Source organism: Vibrio plantisponsor, from assembly GCF_013041605.1.
GTDB lineage: Bacteria > Pseudomonadota > Gammaproteobacteria > Enterobacterales > Vibrionaceae > Vibrio > Vibrio plantisponsor.
This window is the reverse complement of the sequence record NZ_JABEQC010000018.1, coordinates 1-18287: the sequence shown is the minus strand read 5'-3', so window position 1 is coordinate 18287 and position 18287 is coordinate 1. Positions and strand designations below refer to the sequence as shown.

Sequence of the window (18287 nt, the reverse complement as noted above, 5' to 3'; positions counted from 1 at the left end):
CAACCCGCTATAGTGAACGATAACGAGCACGAAGACGCTGACGAACCCACTCAGCGATCGAGTTCACTGCAAATGTAAACACAAATAAAAGCAATGCAGCCAAGAACAGAATTCTAAAATGCGAACTGCCTACTTCGGATTCCGGAAGCTCCACCGCTATGGTTGCGGACAAAGTACGCATGCCTTCCAGAATATTCCAATCCATAATTGGCGTGTTACCTGTCGCCATCAAGACGATCATCGTTTCACCCACGGCTCGACCTAAGCCCATCATAATGGCTGAGAAAATACCAGGACTCGCGGTTAACAACACCACATTCATTAACGTCTGCCATGCCGTTGCGCCTAAAGCTAACGAACCGTCAGACAGGTGTTTCGGCACCGAGAAAATGGCATCTTCCGCAATGGTAAATATGGTCGGGATCACCGCAAAGCCCATAGCAAAACCAACCACCAGCGCATTTCTCTGGTCGAAATCGATACCGTGTGACGCTAATAGCAAACGTACATCACCATCAAACAACCACATCTCGATTTCACTGGTAAACGATAAAATCAAAGCGACAAAACCAATCAGCAGAGGGATCAATATTAAAGAGTGCCAGCCATGAGCTTTACGCATTATTGAACGCGGCAACCATGACCAAACCAGCCCGACAGTAAAGATAGCGACAGGTAATAGAACAAACAATGCAGTGATAGATGCCAGATTCGTCTCAACGATCGGAGCAAACCATAATCCTGCTAAGAAACCGATGATCACCGTCGGCAAAGCTTCCATCAATTCAATGGTTGGCTTAACGACGCGGCGCATTTTCGGCGCCATAAAATACGCAGTATAAATAGCCCCTAAAACAGCAATTGGCACAGCAAACAACATCGCATAAAACGCTGCTTTCAATGTACCAAATGCAATCGGCACCAAACTAAATTTAGCTTCAAAATCATCACCACCGGATGTCGATTGCCATACGTACTGAGGCTCTGGGTAACTCTCGTACCACACTTTCTGCCACAACGATGAAAATGATACTTCCGGATAGCCGTTATCCACCTTAGCGACACTGATAATGCCGTCAGAATAAGTCGCCAAATAACGTTCGTTGTCTGACATCGCAGCCAATGTCGGTGCTTTGGAATAGGCTCGTTCAAAGATCACCAGCTTTTCACTGGTGGTGTAGTGACTTTGAACCGAACCGTTTTTATAAAAACTGTAGAAACCTTTGCGATAGGTATCGGGCAGCAGCATGGTCATTTCCGATGCCAACTTAAACTCGCGAATATGCGTAAGCTTACGCTCGCCCTTTTGTGAATCTGTTGAATGCAAAACATCAAACCACTGCGAGACCAAACCGTCACTGTGGGAAACCAACAGAGAATGAGCACCGGACAGAAGCGTAATGGCCGTTACTTGGTGTTTACTATCACCAAGGCTCAAATCAACAACTTCACGAATGTGAAAACGTACCCCATCACGAAGCGCCACCACAAGGTCTGTGCCTGAGCGAATGTACAAGGTCTTCGCATCCGGCGTGAGTACCAATTGGTCGACTTTGCCAAACTGAGTCGGGAAGCGAAATTCTCCTTGTTGATTTTGCGCAGTAGTATCCACCCAACGAACCAACACAGAGCTGTCATCAAGATAGCTGGCAAACACCGTTTCCTCGTCAGTGACCGCAAAGCTGAATTGCTTAACCGTTGACCCTTGAGGAGAAAGCTTAAAGTTTTTATGCAATGACAGGCGTTCAAGTTCAGGCGTAAAACCTCGCCCTTGTTTGGTCATTGAATAAAGAAATTGGGGACGAACCACAACTACATTACGTTCGCTATCCGCCATAGCAAACCAGCCAGAATCTCGCGTTGCTGTAGCAAACACAGTCGGTTTTATGTTGAGGTGCTCAATCCAGATCGGAGAACTTTTCTCGTGATTGAGCAACCAAAATTCGGCGCTCGCATCTTTGTCGCTTTCGTTTGAACGAACAATAAAACCACGCTCGCCATATTCATCAATCGCCAGATACTGAGGTGCAGAAGCTGAAATAGGCTGACTGGCAAAATTAGGTTCCAACTTTGAATCTGAAAACAGAGGAAGAACGACCATACCAAGGTAGATAAAGATCAGTACCAAAGCCCCGAGCACACTGACGCCACCGCATGTCACTGCAAGACGAACCAAACGATCTTTGATTAATCGTTTCTGATCTCGTTCTTTCAATGAAAATGTGCTTTGAACCATTTAAAAATCTACCCAATTTGCCAGAATGTCATAGTATGTCGTTTAGGTGACAATTATATTACAAAGCGCATTAAACAACTGAAAATAAAACAACTCTAAGAACAAAAATACTCACTGCAATAAAAATGTCACATTGGAGCAATATTTTGCATGAGTTAGCTACCATAGTTAACGACCACAGTTATCAACGTCAAAGAACTAGTCAGTAGGTGTATCATGAGTACGGATAAGCTGTATATCGACAAGGAATTAAGTTGGCTTTCATTTAACGAACGCGTATTGCAGGAAGCCGCAGATAAAACCGTACCCCTTATCGAACGAATTCGATTTTTAGGCATTTTTTCCAATAACTTAGATGAGTTTTACAAAGTACGATTTGCTGACGTAAAACGCCTGATCCTCATCAACCGCGAACGTGGTGGCAGCGACGAATCCAAGCATCTGCTCTCGCAAATGCAAACCAAAGCCTACAAACTCAACCAGGATTTTGATCAACTCTATAGTGATCTGATCTTAGAAATGGCAAGGCGACGTATTTTTCTGGTTAATGAGACCCAACTTGATGAAGCTCAGCAACGTTGGATAACCAAGTATTTCCAGAAAGAAGTACTGCCTCATATCACTCCCCTGCTGATGCGTGACGACATTGACGTTCTTCAATTCCTCAAAGACGAGTACGCCTATATCACTGTTGAGCTGAAAAAAGGTGAACACAGCCAATATGCGCTGATCGAAATCCCGACCGATCATCTGCCACGCTTTGTCATGGTGCCAGAGCAAAAAGGCAAACGTCGTAAAACCATCATCTTGCTGGATAACATTATTCGTTACTGTCTTGAGAGTATTTTCCAAGGCTTTTTCGATTACGACAGTATCGCAGGCTACTCAATGAAAATGACTCGTGATGCCGAATACGATTTAGGCCACGAGGTGGAATACAGTTTGTTGGAGCAAATGTCCGAAGGTTTGAGCCAGCGCTTGACGGCGATGCCCGTTCGCTTTGTGTATGAGCGTGAAATGCCGGAAGCCATGCTGCGATTCTTATGTGAAAAGCTAAAAATCTCCCACTATGACAGCTTGTTGCCGGGCAGCCGCTACCACAACTTTAAAGACTTCATTGGTTTTCCAAACTTCGGCCGTGATTACTTGGAAAACAGACCGTTACCGCCGCTAAGTTGCGCTGATTTTGATGGTTACCCTAACTCGTTTGAAGCAATCAAAGCCAAAGACATTTTGCTTCACTATCCGTATCACAGCTTTGACCACATTACTGAATTGGTACGACAAGCGTCTTTTGACCCGAAAGTCATCAGCATAAAAATTAACGTTTATCGCGTAGCAAAAGATTCACGCTTGATGAACTCCTTAATCGACGCGGTTCATAACGGGAAACGAGTGGTTGTGGTGGTTGAACTGCAAGCGCGTTTTGACGAAGAAGCCAATATTGAATGGTCTCGAATTCTGACCGAAGCTGGCGTGCACGTTATCTTTGGTGCCCCAGGGATGAAGATTCACGCCAAGTTGTTGCTTATTACGCGCAAAGAAGACGACAACTTTGTCCGTTACGCGCATATCGGTACAGGTAACTTCCACGAGAAAACAGCTCGTATTTATACCGACTTCTCTCTGCTGACCGCCGATGAGGAGCTGACAACGGAAGTTCGCAGCGTTTTCAACTACATTGAAAACCCATTCCGTCCGGTTAAGTTTAACCATTTGATTGTCTCACCGCGAAACTCACGAACCCGTTTATACCGTTTGATAGACAGCGAAATCGCGAATGCCAAAGCAGGTAAAAAAGCGGCTATCACCATTAAGCTCAACAACCTTGTCGATAAAGGTCTGATTAACAAACTTTATGGCGCCAGTGCAGCCGGAGTAAAAATCAGAATGATCATCCGAGGCATGTGTTCACTGGTTCCGGGTGTTGAAGGAGTAAGTGACAATATTGAAGTGATCAGTATCGTTGACCGTTTCTTGGAACACCCGCGTGTGTTTATGACCCACAATGATGGCGACCCACAAATTTATATCTCTTCTGCTGACTGGATGACACGTAACATCGATTACCGTATCGAAGTTACCGCACCTATTCGTGATGAGCGTTTGAAGAAAAAAATCATCGATATTTTAAACATTCAGTTTACAGATACGGTAAAAGCGCGTGTTATAGATAAAGAGATGAGCAACAGCTATGTGAAACGTGGTAATCGTAAAAAAATACGTTCTCAAATAGCGATTTATGACTATCTTAAAAATGTAGAAAAACAGACACGTAAACAAGGGGCTATAGCCCATCAAGAGTAAGTTACCGCCTATGAACCAACCCATTTCAAGCCGTGAAATTGCCGCCATTGATTTAGGCTCAAACAGTTTCCATATGGTCGTTGCTAAAGTCGTCGATCAAGATTTGCAACTTATCAGCCGTCATAAGCAGCGGGTTCGTTTGGCATCTGGGTTGGATTCTCTCGGTAATCTTGACAATCCGTCAATTGAACGCGGTCTTGAGTGTTTAGCCATGTTCGCGGAACGAATTCAGGGCTTTGAACCTGAGAATGTTCGCATTGCAGCTACCCACACACTTCGCCGCGCCAACAACGCACACATTTTTATCCAGCGTGCTCGTGAAGTGATGCCTTTTCCTATCGAGATCATTCCCGGTAGTGAAGAAGCTCGTCTGATTTACCTCGGTGTTGCTCACACTCAACCTCAGTCTGATTCGATGCTGGTGGTGGATATTGGCGGTGGCAGTACCGAGATGATCATCGGTAAAGGTTTTGAAGCTGAGCTGGTCAACAGTAAACAGATGGGTTGCGTGAGTTACACCCACCAGCATTTTGCCAATGGCAAACTGTCGAAGAAAAACTTTGCACAAGCTATCTTAGCCGCCGAGCAAAAACTGGAGTCTATGGCTTCTAAGTATCGTAAGAAAGGCTGGCAAAGTGCGTTTGGTTCTTCAGGTACCATCAAAGCGATTCACGAAGTTCTGATCGGTTTGGGCGACGAAGACGGTATTATCACACCCGATCGATTAAACAAGTTGATCGAAAAGCTGTGCGAATGGAACAAGATTGATGATATTGATTTGCCGACTCTGACAGATGATCGCAAACCGGTATTTGCTGCGGGTGTGGCGATTCTGTCTGCGATATTTAAAGATCTTCATATCAAAGAGATGCACTTTTCCGACGGTGCATTACGTGAAGGTCTGCTTTACGAAATGGAAGATCGCTTCAAGTATTCTGATATTCGTCTGCGTACCACCGAAAATCTTGCGGCTAAACACTTAGTAGACCTCGAACATGCCGCTCAGGTAAAAGGCTACGCACGCGATTTTCTCGACAATGTCTCTTCTGAACTTGGCTTAAAAGCAGGCAGCGAACTGTTTGACCTACTGGAATGGAGCGCTTTGCTACATGAAGTGGGCTTGAGCATCAGCTTACAAGCATTCCATCGTCACTCGGCTTATATCCTGCGTCATACCAACATGCCGGGCTTTAACAGTGAACAACAACTGGTACTTTCAACCTTGGTTCGTTTCCAACGCAAAGCGTTAAAGCTCAATGAAATGACCGACTTCTCTCTGTTTAAGAAGAAACACATTACTGGTCTGATCCGCGTTTTACGTCTGGCTATTTTAGTCAACGGACAACGTAATGATGATCCACTACCAGAACTCACCTTAAGCGCCAAAGATGATGAATGGACTTTAAGCTGTGTTGATAAAGACTGGCTGGAAAACAACAAACTGCTGCATGCCGATTTACTCACAGAACAAGAGTACTGGCGTGCCGTCGGTTGGGATCTGAAGTTCTAATTTTACCCGTTCATTAAAAAGCCTCGCATTTCGACGAGGCTTTTTTGTCCGTTACTCAATCCCTACTTTTTGCAGCTCTTGACTGGCGATTTCAGCGGAAATCGGCACATAACCGTCTTTTGCTACTAAGCTTTGCCCTTGTTTGGAGAAGATAAAGCGGATGAATTCTCGTTGAATCGGCGTTAAATCACGCAGCGGATTTTTATTCACATAAACAAACAGATAACGTGAAAGTGGATACTGACCGGATAGGATATTCTCATGGGTTGGCATGACGTAATCGCTACCGGATTTGGCAATCGGCAGAAGTTTCACGCCCGACACCTGATAGCCAACGCCCGAGTAACCAATGGTATTAATTGATGATGCCACCGACTGAACCACCGAAGCCGATCCCGGTTGTTCGTTCACATTGCGTTTGAAATCACCGCCGCAAAGCGCATTCTGTTTAAAGTAGCCGTAAGTACCAGATACTGAGTTGCGTCCAAACATCTGTATGCCACGTTTTGCCCAGTCATAGCTCAAACCCAGATCTTGCCAAGTTTTAGAAGACTTAGTGGCTCCGCAACGGAGTGTTTCCGAGAAAATGCTGTCTAGCTGGCTGAAGTTAAGTCCTTCAATCGGATTATCACGATGGACAAAAACGCCAATAGCATCGATAGCGACACGCAATTCAGTGGGTTTATAACCAAAAGCTCGCTCAAAAGCTTCAATCTCTCTCATGCGCATTGGGCGGCTCATTGGACCAAATTGCGCAGTACCTTCCGTTAACGCAGGTGGAGCAGTGGCAGAACCGGATGCCTGCACCTGAGAATCGACGTTCGGATAAAGTGTTTGAAACTCTTCGACCCACAGTGTTGTCATACCCGCAAGCGTGTCTGAGCCTACCGACAGCAAACTGCCAGCAACACCGGATGTTTTGGAATAGTCCTGTAGCTCCTCAACCGCATAAGCCATCTGAGTAAGCATTAAGGATGCAGCTATACAACACTGACTGAGTTTTATCATCGTACGACCAAACGTTTTGGCAGAACAAAAGAGAACTTACTTCCCTTGCCTACTTCACTTTCGATATCAAGGTGCGAATCATGATGTGATAGTGCGTGTTTTACAATAGCCAAACCCAGACCACTGCCACCGGTATCACGAGAACGCGCTTTATCTACGCGGTAAAAACGCTCTGTTAAACGATGTAAGTGCTGAGGCTCAATACCATCGCCCTTATCTTCGACTTCCAGACAAGCTCCTTGCGGACTTTGATACCAACGGACATAAATCTCAGCACCCGGAGGCGTGTATTTCACCGCATTGTAAACAAGGTTAGAGATAGCGCTGCGCAACTGATCTTCGTCCGCCAGCACTTTAAGATTTTTATCCACTTCAAAAGTGAGTTTGTGTTCGTCACTACCACTGAGACTGATGGCTTCTTTTTCCAGAATTTCCAGCATGCTAGGTACGTTAACCACTTCTTCAAGCTCGTGCATCGGTGCAGCCTCGATTTTCGACAGAGTCAGAAGCTGATTGACCAAACTGTTCATGCGGTTAAGCTGCTCGGTCATCACACCATGTGCCTTGCCCCACATCGGCCCAGACAGGACATCTGGGTCCTCTGTCATTTCCAAATAGCCTTGAAGCACTGTCATCGGAGTTCGCAGCTCATGAGAAACGTTAGCGAAGAAGTTGCGACGCATACCTTCAAGTTGCTTAATCTGAGTGACGTCACGAACCACCATCAAATGCTCACCTTCGGTATAAGGCACGATACGCAGTTCGAGCATACGTTCTACGTTGAGTGGTGAGCGCATTTCCAGCGGCTCGGAAAAATCATCTTTTTGCAGATACTTGATGAAATCCGGCGTACGAATCAAATTAGAAATTGGCTGACCAGAATCATCAGGCCAGCGAAAGCCGAGCAGATGTTGAGCTAAGCGGTTACACCATACGATGTTGCCTTCGCTACGAAAAACCACCACCGCATCGGGTAGTGATTCCGCACCATTGCGGAAACGGCGAATCAGGTTAGTCAGCTCTTTGCGTTTTTTGCGTTGGCGTTGTTGTAGTCGGTAAATACCGTTAAACAAAGACTCCCAGTTGCCAGAACCAGAAGGTGGCGTCAGGCGTTTCTCATCCCATAGCCATGCCGATAAACGCAATTGGTTATGCAGATGCCAGACAAGCTGAATCGCCGTTGCTGCTAGTAGCAACCACGGCATGTATCCAAAAATCCATCCAACCACTATCCATGGAAGGTAAAAAAAAGCCAGCTCCCAAGCCAGCTTTTTCCAAGTCAATCGTTCAACCATAATCTCTCGAACTTGATCCTTTTAAGCCTTTTATTTTTCAAGGCTGGCGCTTATAAGCCTAGCTCTTTACGCTTTCGTTGAGAAGCGGTAGCCAGCACCACGAACCGTTTGAATCAACTTATCGTGCCCAGCATCTTCAAGGGCTTTGCGCAATCGACGAATGTGTACATCAACGGTACGATCTTCTACGTACACATTGGTGCCCCAAACGTTATTCAATAGTTGCTCACGACTGTACACACGCTCTTGGTGAGTCATAAAGAAGTGCAACATTTTAAACTCAGTTGGCCCCATATCTAACGGGACATCGTTGGCTGTCACTCGGTGTGAAACTGGGTCTAACTTCAGACCTTGCACATCGATCAACTCTTCCAATGCAGTTGGTGTAACTCGGCGGATCACCGCCTTCAAGCGAGCAACAAGTTCTTTAGGTGAGAAAGGTTTGGTGATGTAGTCATCAGCACCCACTTCTAAGCCGCGAACTTTATCTTCTTCTTCACCACGAGCAGTCAGCATAACAACCGGAATATTACGAGTCAGCTCTTCACGCTTCATGTGTTTGATAAAGTTAATGCCACTACCACCAGGTAGCATCCAATCAAGTAGAACAAGATCAGGGAAGGGTTCAGCTAACTTCTCTACCGCAGTGTCGTAATCTTCTGCTTCCACTGCTTGGTAGCCTTTCTGTTCAAGAACAAAGCAAAGCATCTCTCGGATTGGCGCTTCGTCTTCAACAACTAGAATCCTTCTAGACATATTTGAATAACCTTTATATTTAATCAACGCTTTGCATTATGAAAAATGAATATGACACTTTTGTGACTATTGCAAACAATTTTTAATATAAGTTTCTTATCTTGTTCATGGTTTTATATTACTTGGCATAAGTTGATAATTTTTGTGTTTCGCCTAAGACATTGACGGGGAAATCCCCTATCATGTTGGCCTTTCGAACAAGGAAAAGAAAAGATATGTGGTTTAAAAACTGTATGGCTTATCGTGTTAATCGCGAAGTCAATTTCAACGCCGATCAGCTAGAAAAACAACTGGCAGAGTTCCGTTTCACGCCATGTGGCAGCCAAGACAAACAGAAATTTGGCTGGGTTCACGCACTGGGCAAGCACGGCGACATGATGACTCACGTTAGCGAAGACCGCATTCTCATCTGCGCCAAGAAAGAAGAAAAAATGCTACCCGCTTCAGTGATTAAAGACTCCCTTAACGAGAAAGTCGCATTGATGGAAGCGGAAGAAGGTCGCCCGCTGAAGAAAACAGAAAAAGACAACATCAAAGATGACATCATTGTTGATCTTCTTCCTCGAGCCTTTAGCCGCAGCCATCTAACTTACGTTCTGATCATGCCAAAAGAAGGTCTGATTCTGGTTGACGCAAGCAGCTATAAGAAAGCGGAAGATGTGCTGGCACTACTGCGTAAGAGTATGGGCAGCCTGCCTGTAGTACCGGCTATTCCTGAAGTTGCAGTAGAAACAACTCTGACTGAGTGGGTGAAAGACGGTAACTTGCCGCAGGGTTTCCAGTTACTTGATGAAGCCGAACTGAAATCGTTCTTAGATGACGGCGCAGTAATTCGTTGTAAGAAGCAAGAGCTGACCAGTGATGAAATCCTTAGCCATATTCAGGCGAATAAAGTGGTCACTAAACTCGCCCTAAGCTGGCAAGATCGTTTGAGCTTTGTGTTGGCTGAAGATTGCAGCATTAAACGCATTCAGTACAGCGACGAGCTTAAAGATCAAAACGAAGATATTCCTCGTGAAGATCAAGCCGCACGTCTAGATGCTGACTTCTCTCTGCTATGCGGTGAATTCTCAGCATTCTTACCAAACCTATTTGAAGTGCTTGGCGGTCTTCCAAAAGCTGACGCTTAATTTCTGATTCAGTTTAGAAAGCTGTCAGATCATTGGATAGGCATCGATAAACAAACCCTCTGAGCCATGGATGGCTCAGCGGAGCTTCATGGATAGTTTATGCGTGTTTGTGTTCGATGCCTATTCACTACGATACTAATGCTTAATCAACTCAGTTTTTCCCTACTTTTCTTCCCCTTCTATACCAAAACTACTTGAAATTGCAGGTAGGCGGCAAGTGAGTGAATCCCCATGAGCATAGCTAACTATGTGATTGGGGTGAACGAACGTAGCCAACACCGCTGCAGCTTCAAGTAGGAAGGGATATTCTTAATCTTCACTAGGCACAGCTCACGTTTTGACGTAAAATTTGCGCCCCTTCCAATACCATCAGGTGGTATTGGCCTGACTTGTGATCAGATTGAGAAACAAACAATGACAACTGAAAATACTTTTGTACCAGAGCTATTATCTCCAGCGGGTAGCCTTAAGAACATGCGTTACGCATTCGCATACGGTGCTGATGCTGTTTATGCTGGCCAACCTCGTTACAGCCTGCGCGTACGTAACAATGAGTTCAACCACGAAAACCTACAGATCGGTATTAACGAAGCCCATGCTCTAGGTAAAAAATTCTACGTGGTATGCAACATTCAACCGCATAACTCAAAGCTAAAAACCTTCATCCGTGACCTTAAACCTGTGATCGATATGGGCCCAGATGCTCTAATCATGTCTGATCCAGGTCTTATCATGATGGTTCGTGAAGCGTTCCCAGAAATGGCTATTCACCTTTCTGTTCAAGCAAACGCGGTTAACTGGGCAACAGTTAAATTCTGGTCAACGCAAGGCGTTGAGCGTGTCATTCTTTCTCGTGAACTATCTCTAGAAGAAATTGAAGAAATTCGCGAACAGTGCCCTGAAATGGAAATTGAGATTTTCGTACACGGCGCTCTTTGCATGGCTTATTCTGGCCGCTGCCTACTTTCAGGTTACATCAACAAACGTGACCCGAACCAAGGTACTTGTACTAACGCTTGTCGTTGGGAATACAAAGTAGAAAAAGGTAAAGAAGACGAAGCCGGTCAAATCGTAGAAGAATTTGATCCAAATGCTGCACAAGCAATTGAAGTTCAGGAAGAGCGTCCTGACAACACTCTCGGTTTGGGCAAACCTTCTGATGAAGTTGTACTTCTGTCTGAAGCTCACCGTCCAGAAGAAAAAATGGCGGCTTACGAAGATGAGCACGGCACTTACATCATGAACTCGAAAGACCTGCGTGCAGTTCAACACGTAGAGCGTTTGACTAAGATGGGCGTTCACTCATTGAAGATCGAAGGTCGTACTAAGTCTTTCTACTACTGTGCTCGTACTGCTCAGGTATACCGTAAAGCGATCGATGACGCTGTTGCAGGTAAACCATTTGATGAGAGCTTGATGAATACTCTGGAAAGCCTAGCTCACCGTGGCTACACAGAAGGCTTCCTACGTCGTCACACTCACGATGCATACCAAAACTACGACTACGGCTACTCAGTGTCTGATGCTCAACAGTTCGTTGGTGAGTTTACCGGTAAGCGCCGTGGCGATATGGCTGAAGTAGAAGTTAAGAACAAATTCATGCTTGGTGACAGCCTAGAACTGATGACACCAAAAGGTAACGTTGTATTCACTCTTGAAGCAATGGAAAACCGTAAAGCTGAAGCGGTTGATGACGCAAAAGGCAACGGTCACTTTGTTTATATCCCAGTGCCTCAAGACATGGATCTTAACTACGCGCTACTGATGCGTAACCTGAATGCTGGACAAGATACTCGTAACCCAGTAGGCAAGTAACCATGGCGTTATTGATCACAAAGAAATGCACTAACTGTGACATGTGTGAACCTGAGTGTCCTAACGGAGCCATCTCTATGGGTGACAACATCTATGAGATCAATCCAAACCTCTGTACAGAGTGTAAAGGACACTACGAGAATCCGACATGTCAATCTGTATGCCCGATCACCAACTGTATTGTGACGGATCCGGAGCATGTAGAGACGGAAGAAGAGTTGCTTGAGAAGTTTGTGATTATTCAGGGATTAGCGTAATCGCTCTCTAAACACTTTAAAACGAAGCCCAGTCAAGTGACTGGGCTTTTTGTTGCGTTCTAATCTCAATTATTTCTGAGCTAGACCTTTGTCATTCAGATAACCAAGCATATACGGTCTCGATTCCTGACTCAGCTTAGCAGTGATTTGATCCGACCAACCTTGCTGTTTCACATTGCTCGAACGACTTTGATAGTATTCAATCATCGTCTGATCGTACTCAGCAACCGCATCTTTGTTCAAAGGCTGGTAAGTGTTCTCGTGAACAATCACATCCGCCCCTAAACGCGGTTTCAGCTGAGGATCTTGGTCTGGGTGGCCCAGACACATACCAAACAGCACTGCGCTGTATTTCGGTAATCCCAGTAGCTCATCCACTTGTTTTGGTGAATTACGTAGACCACCGATGTAGACACCGCCCAGCCCCATTGATTCGGCAGCCAACAAGCAGTTCTGCGCCATGATACCCGAGTCTACCGCCCCTATCAGCGTTAACTCCATAAACTCAGGTTTCACATTTGGGTTCATCTCATAGTGACGTTGATAGTCGATACAGAACACCAGAAATTCAGCAGCCTGAGCAACGTAATGTTGGTTACCAGATAGCTCTGCCAGCTTCTGGCGCTTCTCTTTATCGGTTACGCGAATAATCGAAACCACTTGAAGCAAGCTTGAGCTGGAAGCCGCAATACCAGACTTAATGATGGTGTCTAACTGTTGTTGAGTAATCGGAGTATCTTTAAAAGCACGTATCGAGCGATGGTTTAAAATCGTATCAATAACGGAATTCATCAACTTACCCCTTAATAATGCTGAGCATTATCGTAGTAGCCAGCAGGACTTAGAGCGGTGAAGATGACTGCAACATTTGAATCCTGACCAACAATGCCTTTCACTTGTTCGGTCACAATCGCTGCCACCTTATCTTGTACTTCCTGCCCACGATCAAACCACAGTACTTCCACGAATGGGTATGCAGCAGCTACCTCACCTTCTGCATAGAAAGTGGTGTAGATATATTCGAAAGTGAAATCTTCACGAGGAGAATTCATCAAAGACTGAAGTGAATCCGTGAGAGGTTTTGACAAGTTTTGCACCGTTTGAGGTTCTACAGCGCGGAAACGAAAATGTGGCATAACTTACTCCTTCTTTTTGAACATCATAACAGCTTCAAAAATTGGGAGCGACAACAAGTAATGGCTCTTGCATCAAAGTTCAGGTCTTAACATTCAATACAAGAGCCGCTTGGTTTCATTTACTATGCGTTTAAATGTTCATCGAAAAAGGTCAAAGTGCGTTCCCAAGCCAACTCCGCTGCTTCTTCGTTATAACGGCCCGTAGAGTCGTTATGGAAGCCGTGATTAACGCCTTTATATACGTGCGCAGTATATGGAACTTTGTTTGCCATCAGCACTTTTTCATAATCAGGCCATGTAGCATTCACTCGCTGGTCAAGTTCTGCAAACTGCAATAACAACGGCCCTTTGACATTGGAACGAATGCTTTCAGCTGCAGGCGTCCCGTAAAAAGGCACTCCGGCATCCAGAGCGTCTGGCATCGTGGCAGCAAGCATATTCACCACATAGCCACCAAAACAGAATCCGACAGCACCCAATTTGCCAGAGCTATTGGCATGGGATTTAATAAACATTGCGGCAGCAATAAAGTCTTCTTCAATCTTGGCTTTATCCATACTGCTTTGCATCGCTCGACCATCGTCGTCATTGCCCGGATAACCACCGAGAGGGAATAACGCATCAGGCGCAAATGCGATATAACCATTCATCGCCAGACGTCTTGCAACATCTTCAATGTAAGGATTCAAACCTCGGTTTTCATGCACAACCAAAACTACTGGCGCAGTTCCTGTCAGCTCACGAGGCATAACCAAATAGCCTCGCCCTTTGCCATGTCCTTTTGGAGAATCAAATTCCACGTAAGTGGCTTTGATCTTTGCATCGTTAAAAGATACCTGTTCTGCCAAAGCGTAGTTAGGTAGTAATGCAGAAGTGAGTACTGTCATGCTAAAACCCAATACTGCGAGCCCAGAGAGTCGTCTCATAAACTCTCTACGGTCGATCAGACCATGAGCATATTCGTCGTACCAGTCAAATGCTTCTTGCGGTATTTCCCTTGTTTGTTGGTTTTGGCTTGCTAGGGTATCAATACGTTCTGTCATGAAATGTCCTTAGTTCATTACGAATCATTCGTCTTTACTTAACAAATCTTAGACCATGCTCTGCGACTTAAGAGAACAAAATTTATCAAATTTGTAACAATTAAAAACGCGATATCGCATTTCAGACGACCTCTTCCAACTCGCCATTTTCTCTGGCTGCTATAGCAAAATTAAAGAGCCTCTATTTTTATGAAATGCATCGAAATAACATCCAGTGCACCTTAAGTCCATTGGTCAAAGATTAATAAAATACCGTTTCTTTTTCTTCAGCGCTCCGTTAAGAACTATTTACCTCGCTTCAAAGTAATTTAGTGGATAAGCGTTGTTCTCTTTCGTTCTCTAGGGCTTCATCAATGACCAAACTCTGCTCCTCAGAATACAAACCTTGCCAATCGCATCGCTCATTAACCAATAAACCTACGATGAGTGCCAGCCATCAACAATTCTCTACGGCTGGTTTCTTTCACACTGAATCATCTCCGAGAGATTTGTTTAATTTTGGTACTGGTTGGCGATTCTTTAAAAGCTCACATCCTCAAGGGGGGGAACTGTCTTTAGATGACAGCCAGTGGGAAATCATCAATGCTCCTCATTGTGTAGAGTTGCTCCCAGAGGATGCCAGCGGAAGTATTAACTATCAGGGAGAAGTCTGGTATCGCAAACACTTTGACCTGTCCGAATGTTTCTCTAACAAACGTATTTTCATCAACTTCGAAGCGATTCAGGGCAAATCTCAGATTTGGATCAATGGGCAGAAAGTAAGAGAAAATTACGAAGGTTTTCTCGGTATGGTTTTAGATATCACCGAATATGTGAACGTTGGCTCAAGCAACCTGATCTGCGTAATGGCCGACAATAGCGATGATTCCAGTTTCCCTGCGGGTAAAAATCAGTCCGAGCTCGATTTTACCTATGTCGGTGGTATGTACCGACATGTTTGGCTGTATACCACAGCGCAAACCTACTTTACCCATGCCAATCAAGTCGATGAAGTTGCTGGCGGTGGCATATTTGTGCACTTCGAAAAGGTTTCGCCACAAAGCGCCACTGTAAATATCAAATCCCATTTAGCAAATACAGATGTACAAGATTGCCCCCTGACTCTGCACACCCGCTTAGTTGATTCTCAAGGAAGCGAAATTACAACCGCCAACACAGATATTGTGCTAACAAGCCATCAGAACCTACATGTAGAACAGTCGATTACGGTTGAGAATCCACAGCTCTGGCACCCTGACTCTCCGCATCTTTACTGGTTAGAGTGTTCGCTCTTCAATCCGGCGGGAGAAAAAGTGGATGAAGTCCGTATCAGAATTGGTATTCGAACTATCGAATTGCGTGGCGAAGATGGCCTATATATCAACGGACAAGCATTTGAAGATAAACTTATTGGTGTTAACCGTCACCAGTATCACGCATATGTTGGTACAGCTCTGAGCAACAGCTTACATTGGTATGATGTGAAAAAGCTCAGAGATGCAGGCATGCGAGTCATCAGAACAGCGCACTATCCTCAGTCTCCAGCTTTCATGGATGCGGCTGATGAACTTGGCATGCTGCTTCTTATTCCTTCCATCGGTTGGCAATTCTGGAATGATGCACCGCAGTTTGTGTCAAAAGCAAAATCGAATATCAGACAGAAGATCCGTCGAGATCGTAATCATCCATCGGTTATGGCTTTCGAACCTGCTCTTAATGAAACTCACCAACCGGAGAGTTTCCTCAAAGATATCTATCAAATCGTCCATGAAGAGCAACCGTATGGCGCTATCGTGCCTCTAGATAGCTACCTTGAAGCCCAACAGTTTTCCGATATGGTTTATGCCCATCCGAATCAAATGAGAAGTAACAAACTCTCAGCAGGCGATATTAAGTTTGACCTATTCAAAGGCAAGGCCAGCTTTACCCGTGAATGGGGAGACAATGTGGATGACTGGAACTCTCATAATTCAAGCAGCCGCGTACATCGCAGTTGGGGAGAACAAGCTCAAATTATCCAAGCCATGCACTATGCTCTCGGTTCTGGAGATGGCAGCCATCAATATGCGACCAGTATTAACACCCTTTATCAAACGCCAAGACAGCATGTAGGCGGTACTCTATGGCATGGCTTTGACCATCAACGAGGTTATCATCCGGAACAGTTCTGGGGCGGTATCATGGATGCATTCCGTCAGCCCAAATACGCTTATGAACTGTTCTGCAGCCAACGTACCCCTCTTGTGGAACACCCTATTGCTGAAAGCGGCTATCACATTGCCATTCTGCATGAAATGACGCCTATTTCTCCTTCAGACGTCATCGTGTGCAGTAATGCAGACCAAGTTAGATTAACTTTCTGTGGTGTTGAAGTGGGAACAATGTCAGTCAAAAACACCACCACAGGCTTACCATTTAAACCCGCCGTATTTAAAAACGCTTATGACTTTATGACGGTAAAAGATAAACACCGAGCAGACTTGTTTGAGGAGGCTTGCCTTGTTGCCGAAGGATTGGTTGACGGCGAGGTGGTTTGTCGTGAAGTTAAGTATCCGGCAAGACGCCCGACACGTATTCGCCTACGCTTATTGGATGAAAGCACTCCTATCGTCGCAGATGGTTCCCAGTTAGTCACGATAGTCGCCGAAGTGACTGACGAGAGCGGCAACATCAAACGCTTAGCAAGAAACAGTATTACTTTCACGGTACTGGGTGAAGCGGAATTGATTTCGGCAGAGCGCATGAGTTCGAATCCAAGATTAGTCGAATGGGGAACAGCACCTGCAATGATCCGCACCTCGTTACAAGCAGGAGAAATACGTATACAAGCCAAACCTAGCATAGAAGGCGTACATTCATTGATTCCTGATGAACTGGTTCTGCATTCAAAACCAAGCACTCATCAACTACTGGCAAAAGAGCAGCGAGAATGGCTTGTTGACGAAAAAGAACTGCGTGAAAAAGCTTCTCAATTTGCTCTAGCTAAGCAGCAAAAAATAACAGCATTAGAGGACATGACTTTGCGTCTAAAAGGCGTTGAAGCTCAACAATCAGAATGCGGAGAAACCGCTGAATAAGTGTTAGTTGATTAGCGCTGATAAAATAACAAGGCCACACAGCAATAAGCTATGTGGCCTTTGTTTTTGGCATTGGCGGAATCCGCTGCTCTGCCAATTGAGCATTGCAGCAACTAGCCAGACGACAGATGTAAAAAAGCCCCAGTCTTTCGACTGAGGCTTCTAATAATGGCAGGGGTGGAGAGATTCGAACTCCCAGCACGCGCTGATTTTTGGTGTTGGCGGAATCCGCTGCTCTGCCAATTGAGCATTACAGCAACTATGTAAACGACTGATGTAAAAAAGCCCCAGTCTTTCGACTGAGGCTTCTAATAATGGCAGGGGTGGAGAGATTCGAACTCCCAACACGCGGATTTGGAATCCGCTGCTCTGCCAATTGGAGCTACACCCCTGCAGTTCGTTTTTAGTGAGACGACTCTCAGAATAAGTGGCGGAGCGGACGGGACTCGAACCCGCGACCCCCGGCGTGACAGGCCGGTATTCTAACCAACTGAACTACCGCTCCGCATTGGTTAGCGCTTGGTGCTAAATAAAAGCCTGGCGATGTCCTACTCTCACATGGGGAGACCCCACACTACCATCGGCGCTAATTCGTTTCACTTCTGAGTTCGGCATGGAATCAGGTGGGTCCAAATCGCTATGGTCGCCAAGCAAATTCTTTAATTCGGAAAGCTGTTTTCAGTTCTTATACACAATCAAGTTTATGTTCTTATTTGAGCCCACAAAACCCCTTGGGTG

13 protein-coding genes, 2 tRNA genes and 1 rRNA gene are annotated in these 18287 nt (G+C 45.3%); 6 read left to right on the top strand and 10 right to left on the bottom strand.

Annotated features, from left to right (window positions below; genetic code table 11):
• Positions 1–7: 7 nt before the first annotated feature.
• Complete coding sequence (locus HKI82_RS18800) at positions 8–2236, bottom strand: ABC transporter permease subunit (protein ID WP_171138858.1); 2229 nt, start codon at positions 2234–2236, stop codon at positions 8–10.
• Between the two features lie 216 nt (positions 2237–2452).
• On the opposite strand from HKI82_RS18800, the gene ppk1 reads away from it, so the two are divergent.
• Positions 2453–4543, top strand: coding sequence for a polyphosphate kinase 1 (ppk1, locus tag HKI82_RS18795; RefSeq protein WP_102942928.1), 2091 nt, complete (start codon positions 2453–2455; stop codon positions 4541–4543).
• 10 nt (positions 4544–4553) lie between these two features.
• Positions 4554–6053, top strand: a complete 1500-nt coding sequence (gene ppx / locus HKI82_RS18790) for an exopolyphosphatase (RefSeq protein ID WP_171138857.1) — start codon at positions 4554–4556, stop codon at positions 6051–6053.
• Between the two features lie 51 nt (positions 6054–6104).
• Here ppx and HKI82_RS18785 read toward each other — a convergent pair whose 3' ends face one another.
• From HKI82_RS18785 to phoB, 3 genes are all read right to left on the bottom strand, one after another.
• Positions 6105–7022 carry a PstS family phosphate ABC transporter substrate-binding protein gene (locus tag HKI82_RS18785; protein WP_240956756.1) on the bottom strand — a complete coding sequence of 306 codons (918 nt, stop codon included), beginning with the start codon at positions 7020–7022 and terminating at the stop codon, positions 6105–6107.
• Between the two features lie 35 nt (positions 7023–7057).
• On the bottom strand, positions 7058–8356 hold the full coding sequence (phoR, locus tag HKI82_RS18780) for a phosphate regulon sensor histidine kinase PhoR (RefSeq protein WP_171138855.1): 1299 nt from the start codon (positions 8354–8356) through the stop codon (positions 7058–7060).
• Between the two features lie 66 nt (positions 8357–8422).
• The gene (phoB, locus tag HKI82_RS18775) at positions 8423–9112 is read right to left on the bottom strand and encodes a phosphate regulon transcriptional regulator PhoB (protein ID WP_042489603.1); all 690 of its coding nucleotides are present in this window, start codon (positions 9110–9112) and stop codon (positions 8423–8425) included.
• A 215-nt stretch (positions 9113–9327) separates the two neighbouring features.
• On the opposite strand from phoB, the gene rdgC reads away from it, so the two are divergent.
• From rdgC to HKI82_RS18760, 3 genes are all read left to right on the top strand, one after another.
• Positions 9328–10242: a recombination-associated protein RdgC gene (rdgC, locus tag HKI82_RS18770; RefSeq protein ID WP_102942932.1), complete on the top strand. Its 915-nt coding sequence runs from the start codon at positions 9328–9330 to the stop codon at positions 10240–10242.
• A 414-nt stretch (positions 10243–10656) separates the two neighbouring features.
• Complete coding sequence (gene trhP, locus HKI82_RS18765; protein WP_102942933.1) at positions 10657–12057, top strand: prephenate-dependent tRNA uridine(34) hydroxylase TrhP; 1401 nt, start codon at positions 10657–10659, stop codon at positions 12055–12057.
• A 2-nt stretch (positions 12058–12059) separates the two neighbouring features.
• Positions 12060–12314: a YfhL family 4Fe-4S dicluster ferredoxin gene (locus HKI82_RS18760; protein ID WP_102942934.1), complete on the top strand. Its 255-nt coding sequence runs from the start codon at positions 12060–12062 to the stop codon at positions 12312–12314.
• Positions 12315–12383: 69 nt separating this feature from the next.
• Here HKI82_RS18760 and nfsA read toward each other — a convergent pair whose 3' ends face one another.
• The 3 genes from nfsA to HKI82_RS18745 form a co-directional block, all read right to left on the bottom strand.
• On the bottom strand, positions 12384–13106 hold the full coding sequence (gene nfsA / locus HKI82_RS18755; protein ID WP_102942935.1) for an oxygen-insensitive NADPH nitroreductase: 723 nt from the start codon (positions 13104–13106) through the stop codon (positions 12384–12386).
• A gap of 11 nt (positions 13107–13117) precedes the next feature.
• The gene (locus HKI82_RS18750; protein ID WP_171138854.1) at positions 13118–13450 is read right to left on the bottom strand and encodes a DUF1904 domain-containing protein; all 333 of its coding nucleotides are present in this window, start codon (positions 13448–13450) and stop codon (positions 13118–13120) included.
• A gap of 122 nt (positions 13451–13572) precedes the next feature.
• Positions 13573–14493: a dienelactone hydrolase family protein gene (locus HKI82_RS18745; protein WP_171138853.1), complete on the bottom strand. Its 921-nt coding sequence runs from the start codon at positions 14491–14493 to the stop codon at positions 13573–13575.
• 353 nt (positions 14494–14846) lie between these two features.
• Here HKI82_RS18745 and HKI82_RS18740 point away from each other — a divergent pair, with 353 nt between their 5' ends.
• Complete coding sequence (locus HKI82_RS18740) at positions 14847–17549, top strand: glycoside hydrolase family 2 protein (RefSeq protein ID WP_171138852.1); 2703 nt, start codon at positions 14847–14849, stop codon at positions 17547–17549.
• Positions 17550–17864: 315 nt separating this feature from the next.
• On the opposite strand, the gene HKI82_RS18735 is transcribed toward HKI82_RS18740, so the two are convergent.
• From HKI82_RS18735 to rrf, 3 genes are all read right to left on the bottom strand, one after another.
• A tRNA-Trp gene (locus HKI82_RS18735) sits at positions 17865–17941 on the bottom strand.
• A gap of 36 nt (positions 17942–17977) precedes the next feature.
• Positions 17978–18054, bottom strand: a tRNA-Asp gene (locus tag HKI82_RS18730).
• A 30-nt stretch (positions 18055–18084) separates the two neighbouring features.
• Positions 18085–18200, bottom strand: a 5S ribosomal RNA gene (gene rrf / locus HKI82_RS18725).
• Positions 18201–18287 lie beyond the last annotated feature (87 nt).

Coding starts and splice junctions, on each gene's coding strand:
- HKI82_RS18785 (WP_240956756.1), bottom strand. CDS start 7,022: ATGCTTACTCAGATGGCTTATGCGGTTGAGGAGCTACAGGACTATTCC.
- ppk1 (WP_102942928.1), top strand. CDS start 2,453: ATGAGTACGGATAAGCTGTATATCGACAAGGAATTAAGTTGGCTTTCA.
- HKI82_RS18750 (WP_171138854.1), bottom strand. CDS start 13,450: ATGCCACATTTTCGTTTCCGCGCTGTAGAACCTCAAACGGTGCAAAAC.
- trhP (WP_102942933.1), top strand. CDS start 10,657: ATGACAACTGAAAATACTTTTGTACCAGAGCTATTATCTCCAGCGGGT.
- phoB (WP_042489603.1), bottom strand. CDS start 9,112: ATGTCTAGAAGGATTCTAGTTGTTGAAGACGAAGCGCCAATCCGAGAG.
- HKI82_RS18745 (WP_171138853.1), bottom strand. CDS start 14,493: ATGACAGAACGTATTGATACCCTAGCAAGCCAAAACCAACAAACAAGG.
- HKI82_RS18800 (WP_171138858.1), bottom strand. CDS start 2,236: ATGGTTCAAAGCACATTTTCATTGAAAGAACGAGATCAGAAACGATTA.
- HKI82_RS18740 (WP_171138852.1), top strand. CDS start 14,847: ATGACCAAACTCTGCTCCTCAGAATACAAACCTTGCCAATCGCATCGC.
- ppx (WP_171138857.1), top strand. CDS start 4,554: ATGAACCAACCCATTTCAAGCCGTGAAATTGCCGCCATTGATTTAGGC.
- HKI82_RS18760 (WP_102942934.1), top strand. CDS start 12,060: ATGGCGTTATTGATCACAAAGAAATGCACTAACTGTGACATGTGTGAA.
- nfsA (WP_102942935.1), bottom strand. CDS start 13,106: ATGAATTCCGTTATTGATACGATTTTAAACCATCGCTCGATACGTGCT.
- phoR (WP_171138855.1), bottom strand. CDS start 8,356: ATGGTTGAACGATTGACTTGGAAAAAGCTGGCTTGGGAGCTGGCTTTT.
- rdgC (WP_102942932.1), top strand. CDS start 9,328: ATGTGGTTTAAAAACTGTATGGCTTATCGTGTTAATCGCGAAGTCAAT.